This is a genomic window from Brevundimonas mediterranea (assembly GCF_014196125.1).
In the GTDB taxonomy this organism is placed as follows: Bacteria; Pseudomonadota; Alphaproteobacteria; order Caulobacterales; family Caulobacteraceae; genus Brevundimonas; species Brevundimonas mediterranea.
In genome coordinates this window covers 1,276,772-1,293,634 of sequence record NZ_JACIDA010000001.1, presented here as the reverse complement: position 1 = coordinate 1,293,634, position 16,863 = coordinate 1,276,772, and the positions used below count along the sequence as shown (strand labels likewise).

Below are 16,863 nucleotides of genomic sequence, written 5' to 3'. Positions count from 1 at the left end.
GAAGTGAAGAAGGAACGCCAAAATGGCGAGCATCAATACGAACTACGGCGCGGCCATCGCGCTGCAAAACCTGAACAAGACCAGCTCGGAGCTGGAGCGGACTCAAAACCGCATCAACACCGGCATGAAGGTCTCGTCGGCCAAGGACAGCGGGGCGATCTTCTCGATCGCCACGTCGCAACGTGCAGCCGCCGCGTCGCAGGACGCGGTCCGCAGCTCGATCCAGCGCGGTCAATCGATCGTCGATGTGGCCTTGGCCGCCGGCGATACGATCACGAGCGCGCTGGAAGAACAGAAGGGCCTGGCGGTCAGCATCGCCGGGTCGACCGGCGCCGCCCAGACTTCGTATCTGGCGGAATACAACGCCATCGGCACGGAAATCGCCAGCGCACTGGGAGGCGCCACCTTCGACGGCGTCAACCTGTACAAGGCGAACGCTGCCGCCATCACCGTGCAGACCGGTTCTTCGACCTCCTACACGCTGAAGGCCATTGCAGGTGCGGACACTGCGGTAGCGACCACGACGACGGCTGTGGCCGGCGACGCGGCCACCATCGTGGCCACGGTCGACTCGGCCATCACCGCCTTCACCAGCGTCCTGTCCGATTTCGGCACCAAATCGAAGTCGCTGGGACGCAGCATCACCTTCGTCAACAAGCTTCAGGACGCTCTTGAAGCCGGCGTGGGCAATCTGGTGGACGCCGACCTGGCCAAGGAAAGCGCCAAGCTGACGGCCCTGCAAACCAAGCAACAGCTGGGCGTGCAGGCGCTGTCGATCGCCAACTCGGCCAGCCAGACGCTGCTGAGCCTGTTCCGTTAAGACTGATCGGTCGGGACGGTTTTCGCCGTTCCGACCCTTCGCTCTCTTTCAAACCTAGAAGGGCGCGGTCCATCCGCGCGAGGAGCCATGGTAGACAATGTCGCGAGCGTACCGCCGGTAAGGATTTTTGCTTCCGAAAACACCGACCTCGCAGCCTATTCGCCTCCAGCCAAGCCGCAGTCGCCAAAGACCGCAGTCGAGGAAAAGGGCGAGTCCAGCAACTACCGCCTGACCATCGAGACGGCTGAAAACGGCCGTTACATCTATACGGTCAGCGACCCGGTAACAGGTCAGGTGGTGCTGAAACTGCCGCGAGAGGTGGTTCAGGATCTGGCCAAGGACCCGGACTACAAGGGCGGAAATCTGCTGAAGACCTCGATCTAGCGAGGCCTTTCAGTCAAGCGAACCCAACGTCGCCGGCTTGCCGGGCGGCGCAAACATGCTTTCTCCGTCGTTAACCATACGCTCACGACTCATGGTTAATCCTGCAGGGAACAGAACGTCCGGGGCTTGAAGCCATGACCACCAGCATCCACACCAATACCTCGGCGATGATCGCCCTGCAAAATCTGAACCGCACCAGCGACCAGCTGGCGTCGACGCAGAGCCGGGTGAATACGGGCCTGAAGGTCCAGGGCGCCAAGGACAACGCCGCCGTATGGGCTGTCGCCCAGGGACAGCGCGCCGACAAGGGGTCTCTGGAAGCCGTCACGACCAGCCTGAACCGGGCGACCTCGATCGCCGACGTCTCTCTGGCCGCAGGCGAACAGATCTCGGACATTCTGCTGGAAATGAAGCAGAAGGCGACCGCTGCAGCCGATCCTAGCCAGAGCACCGCGACGCGCGCCTCCTATGACCAGGAATTCCAGGCGCTGTTGAAGTCGGTGCAGTCCTTCGCCGACAACGCCATCTTCGACGGGGCCAATATTCTCGACGGCGCCGCCACGACCGACATGACGTTCCTGGCGAGTGCGGACGGCAATGAAACCATTGCGATGAAGCGTCAGAATCTGACGCTTGTCGGCCTGGGCCTGGCGGCCAACTCGTATGACTCGAACAAGGCGACTGCGGCGATCGACGCCTGGACCGACAATGCCGGCACGCCGGAAAACGAGACCCTGCTGAACGCCGCCCCTGATCTGCTCACCCAGGAAAAAGCCAAGTTCGCGCTGCAGCGGATCGACGACGCCATCTCGGTGGCCAGTTCACGACTGTCCGAACTGGGGGCGCAGGCCAAGCAGATCGAACGCCACACCACCTATGTCGGCAAGCTTTCGGACTCGCTGGAAGCCGGCATCGGCAATCTGGTCGACGCCGACCTGGCCAAGGAAAGCGCCCGTCTCCAGGCCCTGCAGGTGCAGCAACAGCTCGGCGTCCAGGCCCTGTCGATCGCCAACCAGGCGCCGCAGATGATCCTGTCGCTGTTTAAGAACTGACGCCGCGGCTTAAGACTTCGTTATCGGGCTCGGCCGCACTGTAATCGCCGGAGCCATGTGAGATGATAAACAACAGCTATCTGCTGGGTCTCTACGGGATCACGACGGACACCGGGTCGCTGATCGGCTCAAACACGCCTGCAGCTAAGCCAAAGAAGACCCAGCCCACGGCGCCGTGGGCTTCGACCGCGTCGGCGACTGCGCCCAAGGCCAGCGAGCTGGTGCGGGCGGCCCTGGCGGGACGAAACATCATCAACGAAGGTTCGGTCGAACTGGACCTGTCGGGCGCGTCCAGCGACTATCGCAAGATGTTCGCCCTTTATCAGGGACTGAACAGCCTCAGCGCCCTGGCGGATCGCGCGGGCGTCAAGGGATTGACGGCTGCGGAAGCCGCGCAGGTGTCGAAACGCTTCAGCGAGGGATTGGCCGAGATGTCGGCCTATCTTAAGACCGCCGACTTCGAGGACGTCCGCCTGGTGCAGGGCGTGTCCCAGACCAAAGTCAAGACCGGCTATGCGCTGGAGCGGGCGCCGACGACCTTCACGACCGCACCGCTTCACCAGGGCGTCGCCACAAGCCCGGTCGCCGCGTTCGAAGGCGACGTCAAGTTCTCGATAACGGCCAAGACCGAGACCGGAAGCCAGACCGTCGCCATGGACCTGTCCGAGATGGGCTCCACCGAACGGTCGATGGTCAATGTCGTCAACTATATGAACGGCAAGCTGGAGGCGGCCGGCGTCGCGACGCGGGTAGGGACGCAATACATCCCCGCGGAGCCCAAGACGATCAAGTCCGGCGACAAGACCATCACCCTGCCGGCCGGGCCGGACCAGTGGGCTCTGAAGGTCACGGGCGGTGCGGGCGAGAAGGTCAGTTTCGCGGCGGTCGATACGTCCGACGCCGTCTATGTGACCCAGGGCGTCGGCAAGGCCGGCGCGGGACAGATATTGAAGTTCCAGGCCGACGGCGGCGCTGCGCCCGCCGCGCAGCAGGGCGTAAACGATCCCTTCTGGGTCGAGGGCCGGGTCGGGCATACCGAGATGCCCGACGGCGTCGAGGCGGTGCGAGCCAGCGCCGTGGCTCCGGACGGTTCGATCTGGGTCGTGGCCGATCTGAAGGCCGGCGACGCAGCCCAGCCGATCAAGGGCACGCGCGACGTCGCCCTGATGAAGTATGATTCCGCCGGCAACCTGATGCAGACCAAGCTGTTGGGGGCGGCGTCCAGCGCGAACGGCTTCTCCATCGCCATCGACGGCGAAGGACGTGTGGCCCTGGCCGGTTCGGTCACAGGGGCGCTGGTGCCGGGCAAGAGCGGCGACAGCGCCACGACCGCCGACAGTTTCGTCACGCTTTTCGATGACTCCGGCAAGGAACTGTGGACCCAGCGTCGAGGCGCCAAGGCCGCCGACGAGGCGACGGAGGTCAGTTTCGGCGCCAACGGCGTAGTGTATGTGGCGGGACGGTCCAAATCGGCCATGTCGGGGACCGTGGCCCTGGGCGGATGGGATTCCTATCTACAGACCTTCCAGGAAAAGCCCCTGACCGTGACCGGGCCGATCGCCGGGGTGAATGTCTCCACCTTGCAGTTCGGCGGCGCCGGCGACGATTCCGTCCAGGCGATGACGGTGTCCGGTTCAGACCTCTATACGGCCGGGGTCGAGAACGGAAAGGCCATCGTCCGGCGCTTCACCCTCAATGCAGAGGGTGTGCCGACCTTGGCCTCGACTCGCGACCTGGGCTACGCCAGCGGTGAAATCGCGGGCGTATCGGTGGAAAACGGCAAGGTCGTCGTGACCGGCCATACCGATAACGGCGCGCTGGACATCGGCACGGTGACCAACGCCCACGCCGGCGGCAAGGACGTGTTCGTCGCCACCCTGTCGGCCGATCTTCAGGCGTCGGGCAGCGACCGGCTGACCTATTTCGGCGGGGCGGGCGACGACACCGCCGCCGATGTCGAAATCAAGAACGGCAAGGTCTGGATCACCGGCACGAACCGCGCCGAGGGCGCGACCAAGGACAGTCCGACCCAGGGCTATCTGGCGCGTATCGACCTGGCGACAGGCGCGGTGGACCAGAACAAGACCTGGCGCGCCGCTGACGACCAGGCCAAACCGACCAGTCTGAGCTTCGCCGCAGGCGGTTCCAGCGTGCTGGACCGGCTGGGGCTGCCGCAGGGCGAGATCATGCAGGCGGACTCCAAGCTGCTGACGATCGGGACCGCCGCGCGGGTCGGGGATCAGTTCAGCATTTCGCCGGCAGGCGGCGGGCGGGCCGTCACCGTGACGATCGAGGCCAAGGACACGCTGGAGACTCTGGCCAAGAAGATCGTGAACGCCTCGGGCCGCCAGCTGGACGCCAAGGTGGTGACGGACCTGAAGGCCGTACCCGTTACCCAGCGGCTGCAGATATCCACGGCGGCGAACCGGGAGGGCGCCATCATTTCGTCTGGCGCAGTCGGCAAGGACGCCCTGGCGGCCCTGGGATTGACCCCCGGCTTCGTCAGCCCCGTCAAGCCGGACAAGGATGCGCCAAAGACCTTCGGTCTGAATCTGTCGACCCTGTTGAACCTGAACGATCCGGCCTCGATCAAGGCGGCGAACGAGGGCATCGCCCAGGCGATGACGGCCGTTCGGTCCGCCTACAAGTCGCTGGCGCCCTCGACCGGCACGATCACCAATACCCAGACCGGAAAAGGTTCATCAAGCGCCTACTACCAGACCCAACTCGCCAACTTCCAGGCCGCGCTGAGCCGCCTGTCGGTCTGATCGGCGTCATGGGCGCCTAGGCGGTTGACGCCCGGCGCCCGTTCCGGGTTATTGGGCGCCTCAGTTGCGAAAGCCCCCTATGGCCCTTCCGAACGACAATCGCGTCATCATCGCCATCGGCGCAGGTCTGGTGATCATCGCCGCCGTGGTGCTGGCGCTTATCTTCACCGGTGGCGGCGACAAGACGCCGGAAGCCCCGCCGGCCGCGAGGGGCGGTCTGACCGTCGACCTGGCCGACGCCCCGACGCTGGAGCCGACGCGCGAGTTGCGCTGCTTCGTGGACGGCCAGTTCGTGGGCATGGCGACCCTGGCTGTCTGCGCCCAACGCAACGGCCTGGCGACGGACGCCCTGGATGTCGGCATCGACGAGACGGGCGCCCTGGCGGCCGCTCCCACCGCCGCCTTCGCCCCGCCGCCGGAACTGCCGCCGGTCGAGATGGCCCAGGCCGATCCCCTGCCGAGTCCGGCTCAGGGCGCCGCCGCGCCCAGCAATCCGGCGCCCGCGCCGTCCGCCGGCGCCCAGTGCCTGCGCCACAGCGGGTCCGACTGGCGTGTCCTGTCCAGCGGCATGAGCCTGAACGCCTGCGTCCAGGCCCTGTACGCCGGAACCTGCGTCCGTCCCGGCGACGCCCAGTACGGCCGCTGGGGCGACACGACGCTTCGCCTCGTCCCGCGTCGTGTGGAACAGTCGGGCGACAACAGCCGTTTCCGCACCCTGGCGGAGCAGGACCGCAACTGCCAATTCCCGGGTCTGAACTGATGCGCGTCTTCGCTGTTTCCGCCATCGCCGTCGCCGCCGTCCTGGCGGCGTGCAGCAACCAGCCGAAGTTCGAGTTCGAGCCGGGCGTCTGCTATTTCGTCGCCACCCCGGAGGGTCAGCCGCCGCGCCTGCAGAAGATGGGTGAGAACGTCACCCAGATCGAACTGTGCGCCGGCCAGCTGGAAGAGATGCGTTTGCGCTTCCTGCGCATGGGCGGCTCGAACCAGGAGGTCGCGGGCGCCTATCAGGGCCGCTTCATCTTCGTCGACCGCGAAGGCGTGAAATTCGGCAAGAGCCTGACGGGCAGCCGTTTCTTCGCCATGGCCCGGACCGGCGACGGCCGCCTAGCTATTCCCGGCGCCATCCAGCGTGACGAGACGGGGCGCCCGATCGCGATCGCCGCCCCGCCCCCCGAAACGAAGTAGGGCTCCGGCCGGTCGTAGAAGAGACTTGCGTGACGTGAACAAAGGTGGAACATTTCGTTAATCCACCGATTTGGCGGGTCTGATGTCGAATGCGGCTGGCGGTGACTGGCGGCGGCTCTAAGACATCCGGCTGAATTACGGAGCGGGCGAGGGACTCGCCGCTCCCTACGAGAAAGAAGTTTCCATGGCGGGCAGCGTCAACAAGGTCATTCTGGTCGGCAATCTGGGCCGCGATCCCGAAATCCGGTCGATGCCGAACGGCGACCGTATCGCCAACCTGTCGATCGCGACCTCGGAAACCTGGCGCGACAAGTCCTCGGGCGAGCGCAAGGAAAAGACCGAGTGGCACCGGGTCGTCATCTTCAACGACAACATCGTCAAGGTGGTGGAGAACTATGTGAAGAAGGGATCGACCGTCTATATCGAGGGCGCGCTCCAGACCCGCAAATGGACCGATCAGCAGGGCGTCGAGAAATATTCGACCGAGATCGTGGTCAGCCGCTTCAAGGGTGAACTGACCATGCTGGGCGGCCGTGCGGAAGGCGGCGCCTCGCAAGGTGGCGGTTACGGCGGCGGCGGCGGTGGTGGTCGCGGCGACGACGACTATTCCTCGGGCTTCTCCACCGGCGGCGCCAACAAGCCGAGCGGGCCCAAGGAGAGCTACGACCTGAACGACGACATTCCGTTCTAAGGTCGATCCGAACCAACCATGGGGCGGGGGCCTTACAGCTATCGTGAGGATCTCGCCGTTCCGGCCTTCCCGGACGACCGCCCCCTGGTTCTGTTCGACGGCGATTGCGCGCTCTGCTCCGGCTCGGCGCGCAAGATCCTGAAGACCGACGGGGCCGGCGTATTCCGGCTGGCGCCGACGCAATCGGCCTTGGGGCAGTCGCTTTTGACGCATTACGGCGTTGATCCCCAGGATCCGGCGACCATGCTGCTGATCCAGGACGGCGTGGCGCGCGAACGCTCCGACGCCGTGCTGGCCATCGTCGCCCAACTGCCCGCGCCTTATCGTTGGGCGAGCGTCGGGCGCATCGCGCCTCGGTTCATTCGTGACCGGCTGTATGATTTTATCGCGCGTCGCCGTCGTCGGTTTCCGGGCGCGACCTGGTGCGCCCTCCCTCCGGCGGGCGTCGATCTGAAGGATAGAGTGCTGGGATGAGCGGACGGGTGCTGGTGCTGGGCGCCAACGGCTTCATCGGCTCGCATGTCTCGGCCGCCCTGTCCGCCGAAGGCTGGAGCGTGAGAGCGGGCGCCCGGCGTATCGCCGAACCGTCCCGACGCGCCCCCAGCTTCGACTGGGTGGCGGCCGACTTTTTGAAACTGACGACGGCCCAGGCCTGGGCGCCGCTGCTGGACGGGGTGTCGGCTGTGGTGAACTGCGTCGGCGTCCTGCAGGACGGCGGCGGCGACAGCACCCGCGCCGCCCATGTCGACGGGCCGCGCGCCCTGATCGCGGCCTGTGAGGCGGCGGGCGTCGCCCGGCTGATCCATATCTCCGCTGTCGGCGCCGATGACGCGGCGGGCACCGACTACGCCCGCACCAAGGCGCAGACCGAACGCCTGGTCGAGGACGGCACGCTCGACTGGCTGATCCTGCGGCCGTCGCTGGTGGTGGACCGGGCGGCCTTCGGCGGCACGGGTCTGATCCGGGCGCTGGCGGCCTTCCCGCTGTTCTCGCCGGTCGTGGGCGGCGACCAGGTCTTTCGTCCGATCGCCCTCGGCGACCTGACCGCCGCCATCGTCGCGGCCTTGCGGCCCGGCGCTCCGTCGCGTCTGACCCTGGACATGCCGGGTCCGGAGGCGGTGACAATGGCCCAGACGGTGCGCCTCTATCGTGGTTGGCTGGGCTTGAAACCGGCGCCGGTGGTGCGCGTCACGCGCGCCCTCGCCGCTCCGGCCCTGGCGGTCGGCGATCTGCTGGGGCGGTTGGGCTGGTCCTCGCCGATCCGCACCACGGCCCTGCGCCAGATGGACCACGACGTCTCCGGCCACGACAGCGGCTGGGCCGAGCGTTTGGGCGTGTCTTCGCGCGGCTTTACGCGTTTCCTGGCCGAGACCCCGGCTTCGGTCCAGGACGTCTGGCACGCGCGGCTGTGGTTCGTCCGCCCGATCTCCATTCTGACCCTGGGCCTGTTCTGGCTGATCACGGGCCTGATCAGCTTCGGGCCGGGCTGGAACGGCGCCGTCGCCATTCTGCACGAGGGCGGCTACGGCCGCTGGGCCGTGCCGGTGGCCGGGTGGGGCGCGCTGCTGGACGTGGTTCTTGGGTTGGCCCTATTCGTGCGGCCCTGGACGGCGCGGGTGGCGATCTTCATGTGTCTGGCGACCGTCGGCTATCTGATCGCGGGCACGCTCAGCCTGCCCCATTACTGGATCGATCCGCTGGGGCCGTGGCTGAAGGTCCTGCCGATGATGGCGCTGTGCCTGTTCGTGGCCGCAACGGACGCCCGCCGATGAGCCTCTATTTCGCGTTGAAAATCATCCACATCCTGTCCGGCGCCGTCCTGTTCGGCACGGGGGCGGGCATCGCCTTCTTCATGCTTCGCGCCCACGCCACGCGCGACGCCCGCACGGTGGCCGAGGTCGGCCGCATCGTGGTCCTGGCCGATTTCGTCTTCACCACCACCGCCGTGGTGGTCCAGCCCATCAGCGGCCTGGGCCTGATCCATCTGCAGGGCTGGTCCCTGACCAGTCCCTGGCTGCTGGCGGCCTATGGCCTCTATGTCTTCATCGGCGTCTGCTGGCTGCCGGTCGTTTGGATACAGTATCGGATGATGAAGCTGGCCGAGCAGGCGGCGGGGCAGGGGGCGGCGCTTCCGTCCGCCTACCATCGCCTGTTCCGCTGGTGGTTCGCCCTGGGCTGGCCCGCCTTCGCCGGCGTCCTGGCCATCTACTGGCTGATGGTCGCCAAGCCTGAATTTTAAGCCGGAAACCTAAGCTCATTCAAAGTGAGCCGACGCGAGGCCTGCGTCGTGCGATAGGCGGACCATGACCGCCGCCACCCCCGCCCCGCCATCGCACAAGCCCCACGCCCTGACCGGATTGGAGATCGCCGCCATCGTGGCGATCATCGTGGTGTGGGGCGTCAACAACGCCGGCGCCAAGCTGGCGACCGAGACCCTGCCGCCGCTGCTGGTCGGGGCGATCCGTTTCGGTCTCGCAACGGCCTGTCTGATCGTCTTCGTCCGTCCGCCGTTCCCGGACTGGAGGAGCCTGCTGCTGATCGTCATCGTCGGCGGGCCGATCCAGTATGGTCTGGCCTACACCGCCTACTGGATGGCGACCGACGTCAGCCCCGTGACGGTGGCCAACCAGCTGTGGATTCCCTTTACCGCCCTGTTCGCCTTCCTGATCCTGGGTGAAAGGCTGAGCAAGGCGGCCCTGGTCGGCATGGGCGTGGCCTTTGTCGGCGTGGCCTGGATGACGCTGGACGCCCATGCGCTTCAGGACTGGAAGGCCATCCTGGTCGCCATCGCGGCGGGGGCGGCCTGGGGCGTGACGACGGTGGTCGCGCGGCGCACGACCTCGATCCCGCCGCTGAAGATGCAGGGGCTGCTGGCGCTCGGCGCCTTCCCCGTCATGGCCTTCGGTTCGGCTGTGTTCGAGCACGGGCAGTGGGAGGCGGTGAAGTCCGCCACGCCCATGGTCTGGGCCTCGTTGCTGTGGGCGGGGATCGTCTCCTCCGTCCTGGCCACCACCCTGTTGTTCTGGCTGGTGCAGCGGCGCGAGGCCGGGCGGGTGACGCCCTATCTTCTGGTGACCCCCGTGGTGTCGATGCTGATCGGCTGGGGCTTGATGGGCGACGTCCTGACGCCCCAAATCCTGACCGGCTCGGCCATTACCATGGGCGGGGTCGCCCTGGTCGCCCTGGCCGAACGGGGCTTGCGCGCGGGGGCCGCCAAGGCTTGATCTGTTTCCTGAGCGATTCAGGAATATGTCATGCCGCACGCCCCTCTCGACGCCGATCATGTCTCCCGCCGCTGGCTGGGCAAGGAGACGCATGAACTGGCTGCTAACGAGGCCAGCGTCGTTCGCAGCGCCGCCGAACGCCGCCCCATCTCGGAGGATGTGAACGAGGCCTTCGACGACCGCCAGAGTTTCGGCGACCGTTTGGCGGATCGCGTGGCGGAGTTCGGCGGATCCTGGACCTTTCTGATCGCCTTCGGCCTGTTCCTCGTGACCTGGACGTTGATCAATCTGGTTCTGAGACGGGACGCGTTCGACCCCTATCCCTTCATCTTTCTGAACCTGATGCTGTCGATGGTCGCGGCGGTCCAGGCGCCGATCATCATGATGAGCCAGAACCGTCAGGCCTCGAAGGACCGGCTGGACGCCGGCAACGACTACCAGGTCAATCTGAAGGCCGAGATCGAGATCATGGCCCTGCTGGACAAGGTCGAACACCTGACGGCACGCCAGCAGGAACAGACTGAAATGATCGAGCGGTTGCTGGCCGAGAAGGGGCGCTGACGCATCCCATCCCCCGCCATCCTCGGGTCAAGCGCGAGGATGGCGGGGAGACAGGGGACTGGCGTGGCTCAGCTCGCGCTCAGCGCCGCGCAGGCGACCCGATCTCCGGCGCCGCCGATGGGCTGGCTGGAGTGGTCGTCCGGATTGGCGTGGATGATGATCGCCGATCCGTCGGCGTCCCACAGCCATTGTCCCGGACCTTCCGACGAAATCCGCGCGCGGGTGGTGAACAGTTCGGCGTTCACCTTGCCGTCGGCGCCGGCGTAGACGTTCGGCAGGTCGCCGTCGTCGGGGCCAGCGGCGTTCAGCAGGCCGTGCGGGGCCTTGGGCTCGCCGTGGTTGATATGGGCGCCGGACGAGGTGAAGGGTGCGGCGCATTCGCCGGTCGCATGGATATGGATGCCGTGCCAGCCGGGCGTCAGGCCCGAGGCCTCGACCTTGATCACCAGGCCGGTCGGTCCCTGGCGCAGATCGACGCGTCCGATATTGGCCCCCTGGGCGTTGATCAGAACGGCCTGTCCGGTGGCGCCGACGGGCGCGCGTTCAGCCTGCATCTGGGCCGCATCGGCGGTCGAAGCGCAGGCTCCGGCGAGGGCCAGCGGGGCGGCGAGAGCGAGGGCGGCGGCGAGGGGCGTGAAGCGCATGTGGAACGTCCTTTCAGAGACGGGCTTTCACGGCGACGTCGCTTTGCCACCGAGGCCCTGGAATGCTAGAAATCGTCACAGCGGATCACGTTCCGATTCCGGCCGCATAAAGCCACGCTTCCTTGACCGACGACAGCTACGAAAACGCCGCAACTCCGATCGTTCCGGGAGGCGGCGGCTCCGACATTTCCACGATCACGATCGAGGACGAACTGAAGCGTTCGTACCTCGACTACGCCATGAGCGTGATCGTTTCGCGCGCGCTTCCCGACGCCCGTGACGGCCTCAAACCGGTTCACCGTCGCATCCTCTATTCGATGCACGATCTGAACATGACGCCCGAGCGCAGCTATTCGAAATGCGCCCGCGTGGTCGGCGACGTGCTGGGCCGGTTCCACCCTCACGGCGACGCCTCAGTCTATATGGCCTTGGTGCGGATGGCTCAGCCCTTCTCGATGGGGCTGATGCTGGTCGACGGCCAGGGCAACTTCGGCTCGGTCGACGGCGATATGCCCGCCTCGATGCGTTACACCGAGGCCAAGATGGCCCCGGCCGCCGTCGCCCTGATGGCCGACATCGACAAGGACACCGTCGATTTCCAGCCGAACTACGACGAGAAGGAGCTGGAACCGGTCGTCCTGCCGAGCCGGATCCCGAACCTGCTGGTCAATGGCGCCGGCGGCATCGCCGTCGGCATGGCGACCAATATCCCGCCGCATAATCTGGGCGAGGTCGTGGATGCGGCCCTGGCCCTGCTGGACGATCCCAACGTCACCGACGACGTCCTGCTGGACATCGTGCCCGGTCCCGACTTCCCGACCGGCGGCGAGATCATGGGCCGCACCGCGCCGCGCAACGCCCTGCGCGACGGTCGCGGCTCGGTGGTCGTGCGCGGCCGCGCCTCGGTCGAGGAGATCCGCAAGGATCGCGAGGCCATCGTCGTCACCGAACTGCCCTATCAGGTCAACAAACAGACCCTGATCGAACGCATCGCCGAAATGGTGCGCGAGAAGCGTCTGGAAGGCATTTCCGACGTCCGCGACGAATCCGACCGTCAGGGCATGCGGATCGTCATCGAGCTGAAGCGCGACGCCTCCGGCGACGTGATTCTGAACCAGCTGTGGCGCTACACGGCGATGCAGAGCTCGTTCGGCGTCAACATGCTGGCGCTGAACCACGGCCGGCCCGAGCAGATGGGCCTGCGCGACCTGCTGCAGATCTTCCTCGACTTCCGCGAGGAAGTCGTCGTTCGCCGCGTCAAGTTCGAGCTGAACAAGGCCCGCGACCGCGGCCACGTCCTGGTCGGTCTCGCCGTCGCCGTCGCCAATATCGACGAGGTCATCCACATCATCCGTTCCTCGGCCGATCCGACCGAGGCGCGCGAACGCCTGCAGGCCAAGCCCTGGCCCGTCGGCGACATGATGGCCCTGGTCGAGCTGATCGCCGACCCCCGCAGCGTCGTCATCAACGGCGACAGCCTGCAACTGACCGACGAACAGGCCCGCGCCATCCTGGCCCTGACCCTGTCACGCCTGACCGGCCTGGGCCGCGACGACATCTTCGGCGAGGCGAACGGCCTGGCCGACACCATCCAGGGCCACCTGACCATCCTGTCGGACCGCAAGAACGTCCTGGCCATCATTCGCGACGACCTGATCGACGTGAAGGACAAGTTCGCCGTGCCGCGTCGCACCCTGATCGGGGAAGGCGACGGCGAGATGGAGGACGAGGACCTGATCCCGCGCGAGGATATGGTCGTCACCGTCACCCACGGCGGCTATGTCAAGCGCGTGGCCCTGAACGCCTATCGGACCCAGCATCGCGGCGGCAAGGGCAAGTCCGGGATGACGATGAAGGATGAGGACGCCATCACCGGCGTGTTCAGCGCCTCCACCCATACCCCGGTCCTGTTCTTCGCCACCAACGGCAAGGCCTACAAGCTGAAGACCTGGCGCCTGCCGCTGGGCAATCCGCAGTCGCGCGGCAAGGCCTTCGTCAACCTGCTGCCCATCGAGCCGGGCGACAGCATCATGAACGTCCTGCCCCTGCCCGAGGACGAGACGACCTGGGGCGACTACGACATCATGTTCGCCACCCAGGCGGGCGACGTGCGCCGCAACAAGCTGTCGGACTTCGCCACGGTCAACCGCGCCGGCAAGATCGCCATGAAGCTGGAAGGCGACGACCGCATGGTCGGCGTCGGCCTGTGCACCGCCGATGACGACATCCTGCTGACCACGGCCCTGGGCCGCGCGATCCGCTTCAAGGCCGACGACGTGCGCGTGTTCAAGGGCCGGGATTCGACCGGCGTCCGGGGCGTGCGCCTGCAGGACGGCGACGAGGTCATCTCCATGGCCATCCTGGGCCGGGTCGATGCGACCCCGGAAGAACGCTCGGCTTACGTCAAACACGCCAACGCCATGCGCAAGGCCTTGGCCGGTGCGGACGCGGAAGAGGATGTCGCGGCTCCGGCTGAAGCCGAAGACGATGTCGCTGACGCCGCCCTGACCGTCGAACGGATCGCCCAACTGGGCGCCGCCGAACAGTTCATCCTGACGGTCACCGAGACCGGCTTCGGCAAGCGGTCCTCGGCCTACGAATACCGCCGCACCGGTCGCGGCGGCCAGGGTCTGACGGCTCACGGCCTGGGCGGTCGCGCAGGCGCCCGCCTGGCGGCGGCCTTCCCGGTCGAGGAAACCGACGACCTGCTGCTGGTCACCTCGGGCGGCCAGATGATCCGCACCCGCATCGACCAAGTCCGCATCGTCGGCCGCTCCAGCCAGGGCGTCACCATCTTCCGCACCGGCAAGGACGAAAAGGTCGTCTCGGTCGAACGCCTGCCCGACAGCGGCGGTTCGGATGATGCGGATGTCGCCGGTGAAGAGGGCGGCGAGGACTAAGTTCACACCCTCTCCCGCCGGGAGAGGGCTTGAGCGCACGAGAGCGAAGCGATCGTTCTGGCGCGAAAGGGTGAGGGGCAAGGGGGTGCGAACTGGCCCACCGGCGGACCCCTCATCCGGCCCTTCGGGCCACCTTCACCCGCAAGGGGAGAAGGAAGAAGGGAACGGGAGCTGGCAGTGGACATCCTGATCGACGGCCTTCCCGCCACCGCTGACGACCTGGCCCACCAGGCCCTCGTCAACTACGGCGCCTACACCTCCTTCCGCGTTGAGCACGGCGCCGTCCGGGGCCTCGACCTGCATCTCGCCCGCCTGGACCAGGCCGCCGTCGAACTGTTCGGCGAAAGCCCCGGCGAGGCCGAGTTCCGCCGCCTGATCGCGCTCGCCGTCGTTGGCCGCGACAAGGCATGGCTGCGGGTCAGCCTGTTCTCGCCCGAGATCGGCCATCGCAATCCGTCCTTCGTCGGCCGACCCAAGGTGATGACCGTCGTCTCGCCGCCCCCGCCGCCCCTGGCCACCCAGATGCGGGTGACGACCGTCCCCCATGTCCGCGAAACGCCGCACCTGAAACACGTCGCCACCTTTGGTCAGACGCGCGTGCGCCGGGCGGCGCGTGCGGCGGGCTTCGACGACGCCCTGTTCGTCGACGATCAGGGTCATGTGTCCGAAGGCGTGACCTGGAACATCGGCTTCATCCAGGGGGATCGCATCGTCTGGCCCCAGGCGCCGATGCTGGCGGGCGTGACCCAGGTCCTGATCGCGCGCGGCTTGGCTGGGCTGGGCCTATCGTCGCAGACCCGCGCGGTGCATCTTTCGGAAATCGCGAGCTTCGATGGCGCATTCCTGTGCAACAGCGCCACCCCTGCATGTCCCATCACTGCAATTGACGACACGGTTTTCGCCGTCGATCCGACCCTGCTGACGGCGATCAAAACCGCCTGGGCGGCCAATGATCCGCTGCCCTTGGCGGTCCAGCTCTCCTAATTCTGCAAGAAAAACCTAACGAATTCAGCATCGTCGTCAGCGAAATCAGCAATCAGCGCGCCTGGGTTTGCGGCGGGTGTAAAGTCGCTCAATGACCGACGTGACGCCAAAACCCGCCCCTCCGACGACCCACCTGCATTGGCGGTTTGGCGCTTTGTCACCCTGTTTTTACGACACGCCTCTACGCCAACCGGCTGCTAGGCCGAACCTTTCGCACCTGCTAAGTCACGCCGAACAGCAGGCGACAGGCTGGGGAGACACGCCATGCGCATCGGACTCTATCCGGGCACCTTCGATCCGGTGACCAACGGTCACACCGACATCATCAAGCGGGCGCTCAAGCTGGTGGATCGACTGGTCATCGGCGTGGCCCAGAACGATGACAAGGGGCCGCTGTTCACCACGGCCGAGCGGGTCGAGATGCTCCAGGCCGAGGTCGCGGGTCTGGGCGGCGATATCGTGGTCCAGCCCTTCTCGACCCTGCTGATGCATTTCGCGGAAGAGCTGAACGCCAATGTCATCATTCGCGGTTTGCGCGCGGTCGCCGATTTCGAATACGAGTTCCAGATGACGGCCATGAATCAGCGCCTCAATCAGGACATCGAGACGGTATTCCTGATGGCCGATCCGCGGCATCAGGCCATCGCCTCGCGGCTGGTCAAGGAAATCGCCCGTCTGGACGGCGCGATCGACAGTTTCGTCAGCCCCGCCATCGCCGCGCGCGTGCGGGACAAGGTCAAGAACAGAGGATGAGTGCGTCAATGCGTCTTGGTGTGATCGCGGCGGCCGCCGCCGCTCTTCTGGCGTCGGTTGCGACCCAGGCCCCGGCTATGGCCCAGGCCCAGGCCCAAGCCCCGGTTCAGGCTCCCGCTGCGGACTGGCGCACTGTCGCGCCCGAGAACCTGCTGGTCATCGACACCCCCAAGGGCCGAATCCTGGTCGAGCTGACGCCGGTCGCCGCACCCGCCCACGCCGAACGCATTCGCATCCTGGCCAACCAGGGCTTCTATGACGGGCTCAAGTTCCACCGCGTCATCCCCGACTTCATGGCCCAGACCGGCGATCCCCAGGGCACGGGCGAGGGCGGCAGCGAACTGCCCGATCTGAAGGCCGAGTTCAACTTCCGTCGCGGCCGCGACGCAGGATTCTTCGCCGTGCCGAACGCCGGTCAGGGCGTGCGCGGCCTGGTCGGCGTCCTGCCGGTCGAGACCCAGCCGGACGCCCAGATGATGATCACCGCCGACTTCAAGGTCGGCGCCCACGGCCTGTTCTGCCCCGGCGTCCTGGGCATGGCACGCGCCGGCGCGCCCGACACCGCCAACAGCCAGTTCTTCCTGATGATGGGCGACCGGGACCAGTTGAACGGCGTCTACACCGCCTTCGGTCGTGTGGTTTCCGGCCTGGATGTCGTGAACAAGCTGAACAAGGGCACGGACGCAGACGACGGCAAGGTCGCCAACCCCGACGTCATGACGCGGGTCCGCATGGCCTCGGCCCTGCCGGAGGGCGAACGCCCGACCGTGCGGGTGCTGAACCCCGCCAGCGCCGCCTTCGCAGAGCGTATCGCCGCGACCCGCACCGCGCGCGGCGGCGGCTTCAACATCTGCGACGTCCAGCCGGTGGCCGAGGTCGTCGGCGGCTAAGGACTAT

The 16,863-nt window shown here is 66.6% G+C and carries 17 protein-coding genes; 16 read left to right on the top strand and 1 reads right to left on the bottom strand.

The window, feature by feature from the left end:
- Positions 1–22: 22 nt before the first annotated feature.
- From GGR11_RS06465 to GGR11_RS06410, 12 genes are all read left to right on the top strand, one after another.
- Positions 23–820 (top strand): flagellin, encoded by a 798-nt coding sequence (locus GGR11_RS06465; RefSeq protein ID WP_183195909.1) that lies wholly within the window; start codon positions 23–25, stop codon positions 818–820.
- A gap of 87 nt (positions 821–907) precedes the next feature.
- Positions 908–1,204, top strand: coding sequence for a hypothetical protein (locus GGR11_RS06460; RefSeq protein WP_183195908.1), 297 nt, complete (start codon positions 908–910; stop codon positions 1,202–1,204).
- 134 nt (positions 1,205–1,338) lie between these two features.
- Positions 1,339–2,256: a flagellin gene (locus GGR11_RS06455; RefSeq protein WP_183195907.1), complete on the top strand. Its 918-nt coding sequence runs from the start codon at positions 1,339–1,341 to the stop codon at positions 2,254–2,256.
- A gap of 62 nt (positions 2,257–2,318) precedes the next feature.
- Positions 2,319–5,024 (top strand): transcriptional regulator, encoded by a 2,706-nt coding sequence (locus tag GGR11_RS06450; protein WP_183195906.1) that lies wholly within the window; start codon positions 2,319–2,321, stop codon positions 5,022–5,024.
- Positions 5,025–5,103: 79 nt separating this feature from the next.
- A complete protein-coding gene (locus tag GGR11_RS06445; RefSeq protein WP_183195905.1) occupies positions 5,104–5,784 on the top strand; it encodes a hypothetical protein in 681 nt (226 codons plus the stop codon).
- Complete coding sequence (locus GGR11_RS06440) at positions 5,784–6,209, top strand: PDC sensor domain-containing protein (protein WP_183195904.1); 426 nt, start codon at positions 5,784–5,786, stop codon at positions 6,207–6,209. Before GGR11_RS06445 ends, GGR11_RS06440 begins: the two co-directional genes overlap by 1 nt.
- A gap of 184 nt (positions 6,210–6,393) precedes the next feature.
- The gene (gene ssb, locus GGR11_RS06435; protein WP_183195903.1) at positions 6,394–6,900 is read left to right on the top strand and encodes a single-stranded DNA-binding protein; all 507 of its coding nucleotides are present in this window, start codon (positions 6,394–6,396) and stop codon (positions 6,898–6,900) included.
- Between the two features lie 18 nt (positions 6,901–6,918).
- Positions 6,919–7,374 carry a thiol-disulfide oxidoreductase DCC family protein gene (locus tag GGR11_RS06430; RefSeq protein WP_183195902.1) on the top strand — a complete coding sequence of 152 codons (456 nt, stop codon included), beginning with the start codon at positions 6,919–6,921 and terminating at the stop codon, positions 7,372–7,374.
- The gene (locus tag GGR11_RS06425; protein WP_183195901.1) at positions 7,371–8,672 is read left to right on the top strand and encodes an SDR family oxidoreductase; all 1,302 of its coding nucleotides are present in this window, start codon (positions 7,371–7,373) and stop codon (positions 8,670–8,672) included. Before GGR11_RS06430 ends, GGR11_RS06425 begins: the two co-directional genes overlap by 4 nt.
- A complete protein-coding gene (locus GGR11_RS06420; RefSeq protein WP_183195900.1) occupies positions 8,669–9,139 on the top strand; it encodes a DUF2269 family protein in 471 nt (156 codons plus the stop codon). The genes GGR11_RS06425 and GGR11_RS06420 overlap by 4 nt, the downstream gene beginning before the upstream one ends.
- A gap of 64 nt (positions 9,140–9,203) precedes the next feature.
- Complete coding sequence (locus tag GGR11_RS06415; RefSeq protein ID WP_183195899.1) at positions 9,204–10,124, top strand: DMT family transporter; 921 nt, start codon at positions 9,204–9,206, stop codon at positions 10,122–10,124.
- Between the two features lie 30 nt (positions 10,125–10,154).
- Positions 10,155–10,685: a DUF1003 domain-containing protein gene (locus GGR11_RS06410; protein ID WP_183195898.1), complete on the top strand. Its 531-nt coding sequence runs from the start codon at positions 10,155–10,157 to the stop codon at positions 10,683–10,685.
- Positions 10,686–10,753: 68 nt separating this feature from the next.
- Here GGR11_RS06410 and GGR11_RS06405 read toward each other — a convergent pair whose 3' ends face one another.
- A complete protein-coding gene (locus tag GGR11_RS06405) occupies positions 10,754–11,329 on the bottom strand; it encodes a superoxide dismutase family protein (RefSeq protein ID WP_035309653.1) in 576 nt (191 codons plus the stop codon).
- A gap of 122 nt (positions 11,330–11,451) precedes the next feature.
- Here GGR11_RS06405 and gyrA point away from each other — a divergent pair, with 122 nt between their 5' ends.
- From gyrA to GGR11_RS06385, 4 genes are all read left to right on the top strand, one after another.
- Positions 11,452–14,229: a DNA gyrase subunit A gene (gene gyrA, locus GGR11_RS06400; RefSeq protein WP_183195897.1), complete on the top strand. Its 2,778-nt coding sequence runs from the start codon at positions 11,452–11,454 to the stop codon at positions 14,227–14,229.
- Positions 14,230–14,406: 177 nt separating this feature from the next.
- A complete protein-coding gene (locus GGR11_RS06395; RefSeq protein WP_343051095.1) occupies positions 14,407–15,213 on the top strand; it encodes an aminotransferase class IV in 807 nt (268 codons plus the stop codon).
- Positions 15,214–15,477: 264 nt separating this feature from the next.
- Positions 15,478–15,966 (top strand): pantetheine-phosphate adenylyltransferase, encoded by a 489-nt coding sequence (gene coaD / locus GGR11_RS06390; protein WP_183195896.1) that lies wholly within the window; start codon positions 15,478–15,480, stop codon positions 15,964–15,966.
- 8 nt (positions 15,967–15,974) lie between these two features.
- A complete protein-coding gene (locus GGR11_RS06385) occupies positions 15,975–16,856 on the top strand; it encodes a peptidylprolyl isomerase (protein ID WP_183195895.1) in 882 nt (293 codons plus the stop codon).
- The last annotated feature ends 7 nt before the right edge of the window (positions 16,857–16,863 follow it).

Bases quoted from the DNA above. Each gene is read 5' to 3' on its own strand.
- GGR11_RS06465 (WP_183195909.1), top strand. From the start codon at position 23: ATGGCGAGCATCAATACGAACTACGGCGCGGCCATCGCGCTGCAAAAC.
- GGR11_RS06460 (WP_183195908.1), top strand. From the start codon at position 908: ATGGTAGACAATGTCGCGAGCGTACCGCCGGTAAGGATTTTTGCTTCC.
- GGR11_RS06455 (WP_183195907.1), top strand. From the start codon at position 1,339: ATGACCACCAGCATCCACACCAATACCTCGGCGATGATCGCCCTGCAA.
- GGR11_RS06450 (WP_183195906.1), top strand. From the start codon at position 2,319: ATGATAAACAACAGCTATCTGCTGGGTCTCTACGGGATCACGACGGAC.
- GGR11_RS06445 (WP_183195905.1), top strand. From the start codon at position 5,104: ATGGCCCTTCCGAACGACAATCGCGTCATCATCGCCATCGGCGCAGGT.
- GGR11_RS06440 (WP_183195904.1), top strand. From the start codon at position 5,784: ATGCGCGTCTTCGCTGTTTCCGCCATCGCCGTCGCCGCCGTCCTGGCG.
- ssb (WP_183195903.1), top strand. From the start codon at position 6,394: ATGGCGGGCAGCGTCAACAAGGTCATTCTGGTCGGCAATCTGGGCCGC.
- GGR11_RS06430 (WP_183195902.1), top strand. From the start codon at position 6,919: ATGGGGCGGGGGCCTTACAGCTATCGTGAGGATCTCGCCGTTCCGGCC.
- GGR11_RS06425 (WP_183195901.1), top strand. From the start codon at position 7,371: ATGAGCGGACGGGTGCTGGTGCTGGGCGCCAACGGCTTCATCGGCTCG.
- GGR11_RS06420 (WP_183195900.1), top strand. From the start codon at position 8,669: ATGAGCCTCTATTTCGCGTTGAAAATCATCCACATCCTGTCCGGCGCC.
- GGR11_RS06415 (WP_183195899.1), top strand. From the start codon at position 9,204: ATGACCGCCGCCACCCCCGCCCCGCCATCGCACAAGCCCCACGCCCTG.
- GGR11_RS06410 (WP_183195898.1), top strand. From the start codon at position 10,155: ATGCCGCACGCCCCTCTCGACGCCGATCATGTCTCCCGCCGCTGGCTG.
- GGR11_RS06405 (WP_035309653.1), bottom strand. From the start codon at position 11,329: ATGCGCTTCACGCCCCTCGCCGCCGCCCTCGCTCTCGCCGCCCCGCTG.
- coaD (WP_183195896.1), top strand. From the start codon at position 15,478: ATGCGCATCGGACTCTATCCGGGCACCTTCGATCCGGTGACCAACGGT.
- GGR11_RS06385 (WP_183195895.1), top strand. From the start codon at position 15,975: ATGCGTCTTGGTGTGATCGCGGCGGCCGCCGCCGCTCTTCTGGCGTCG.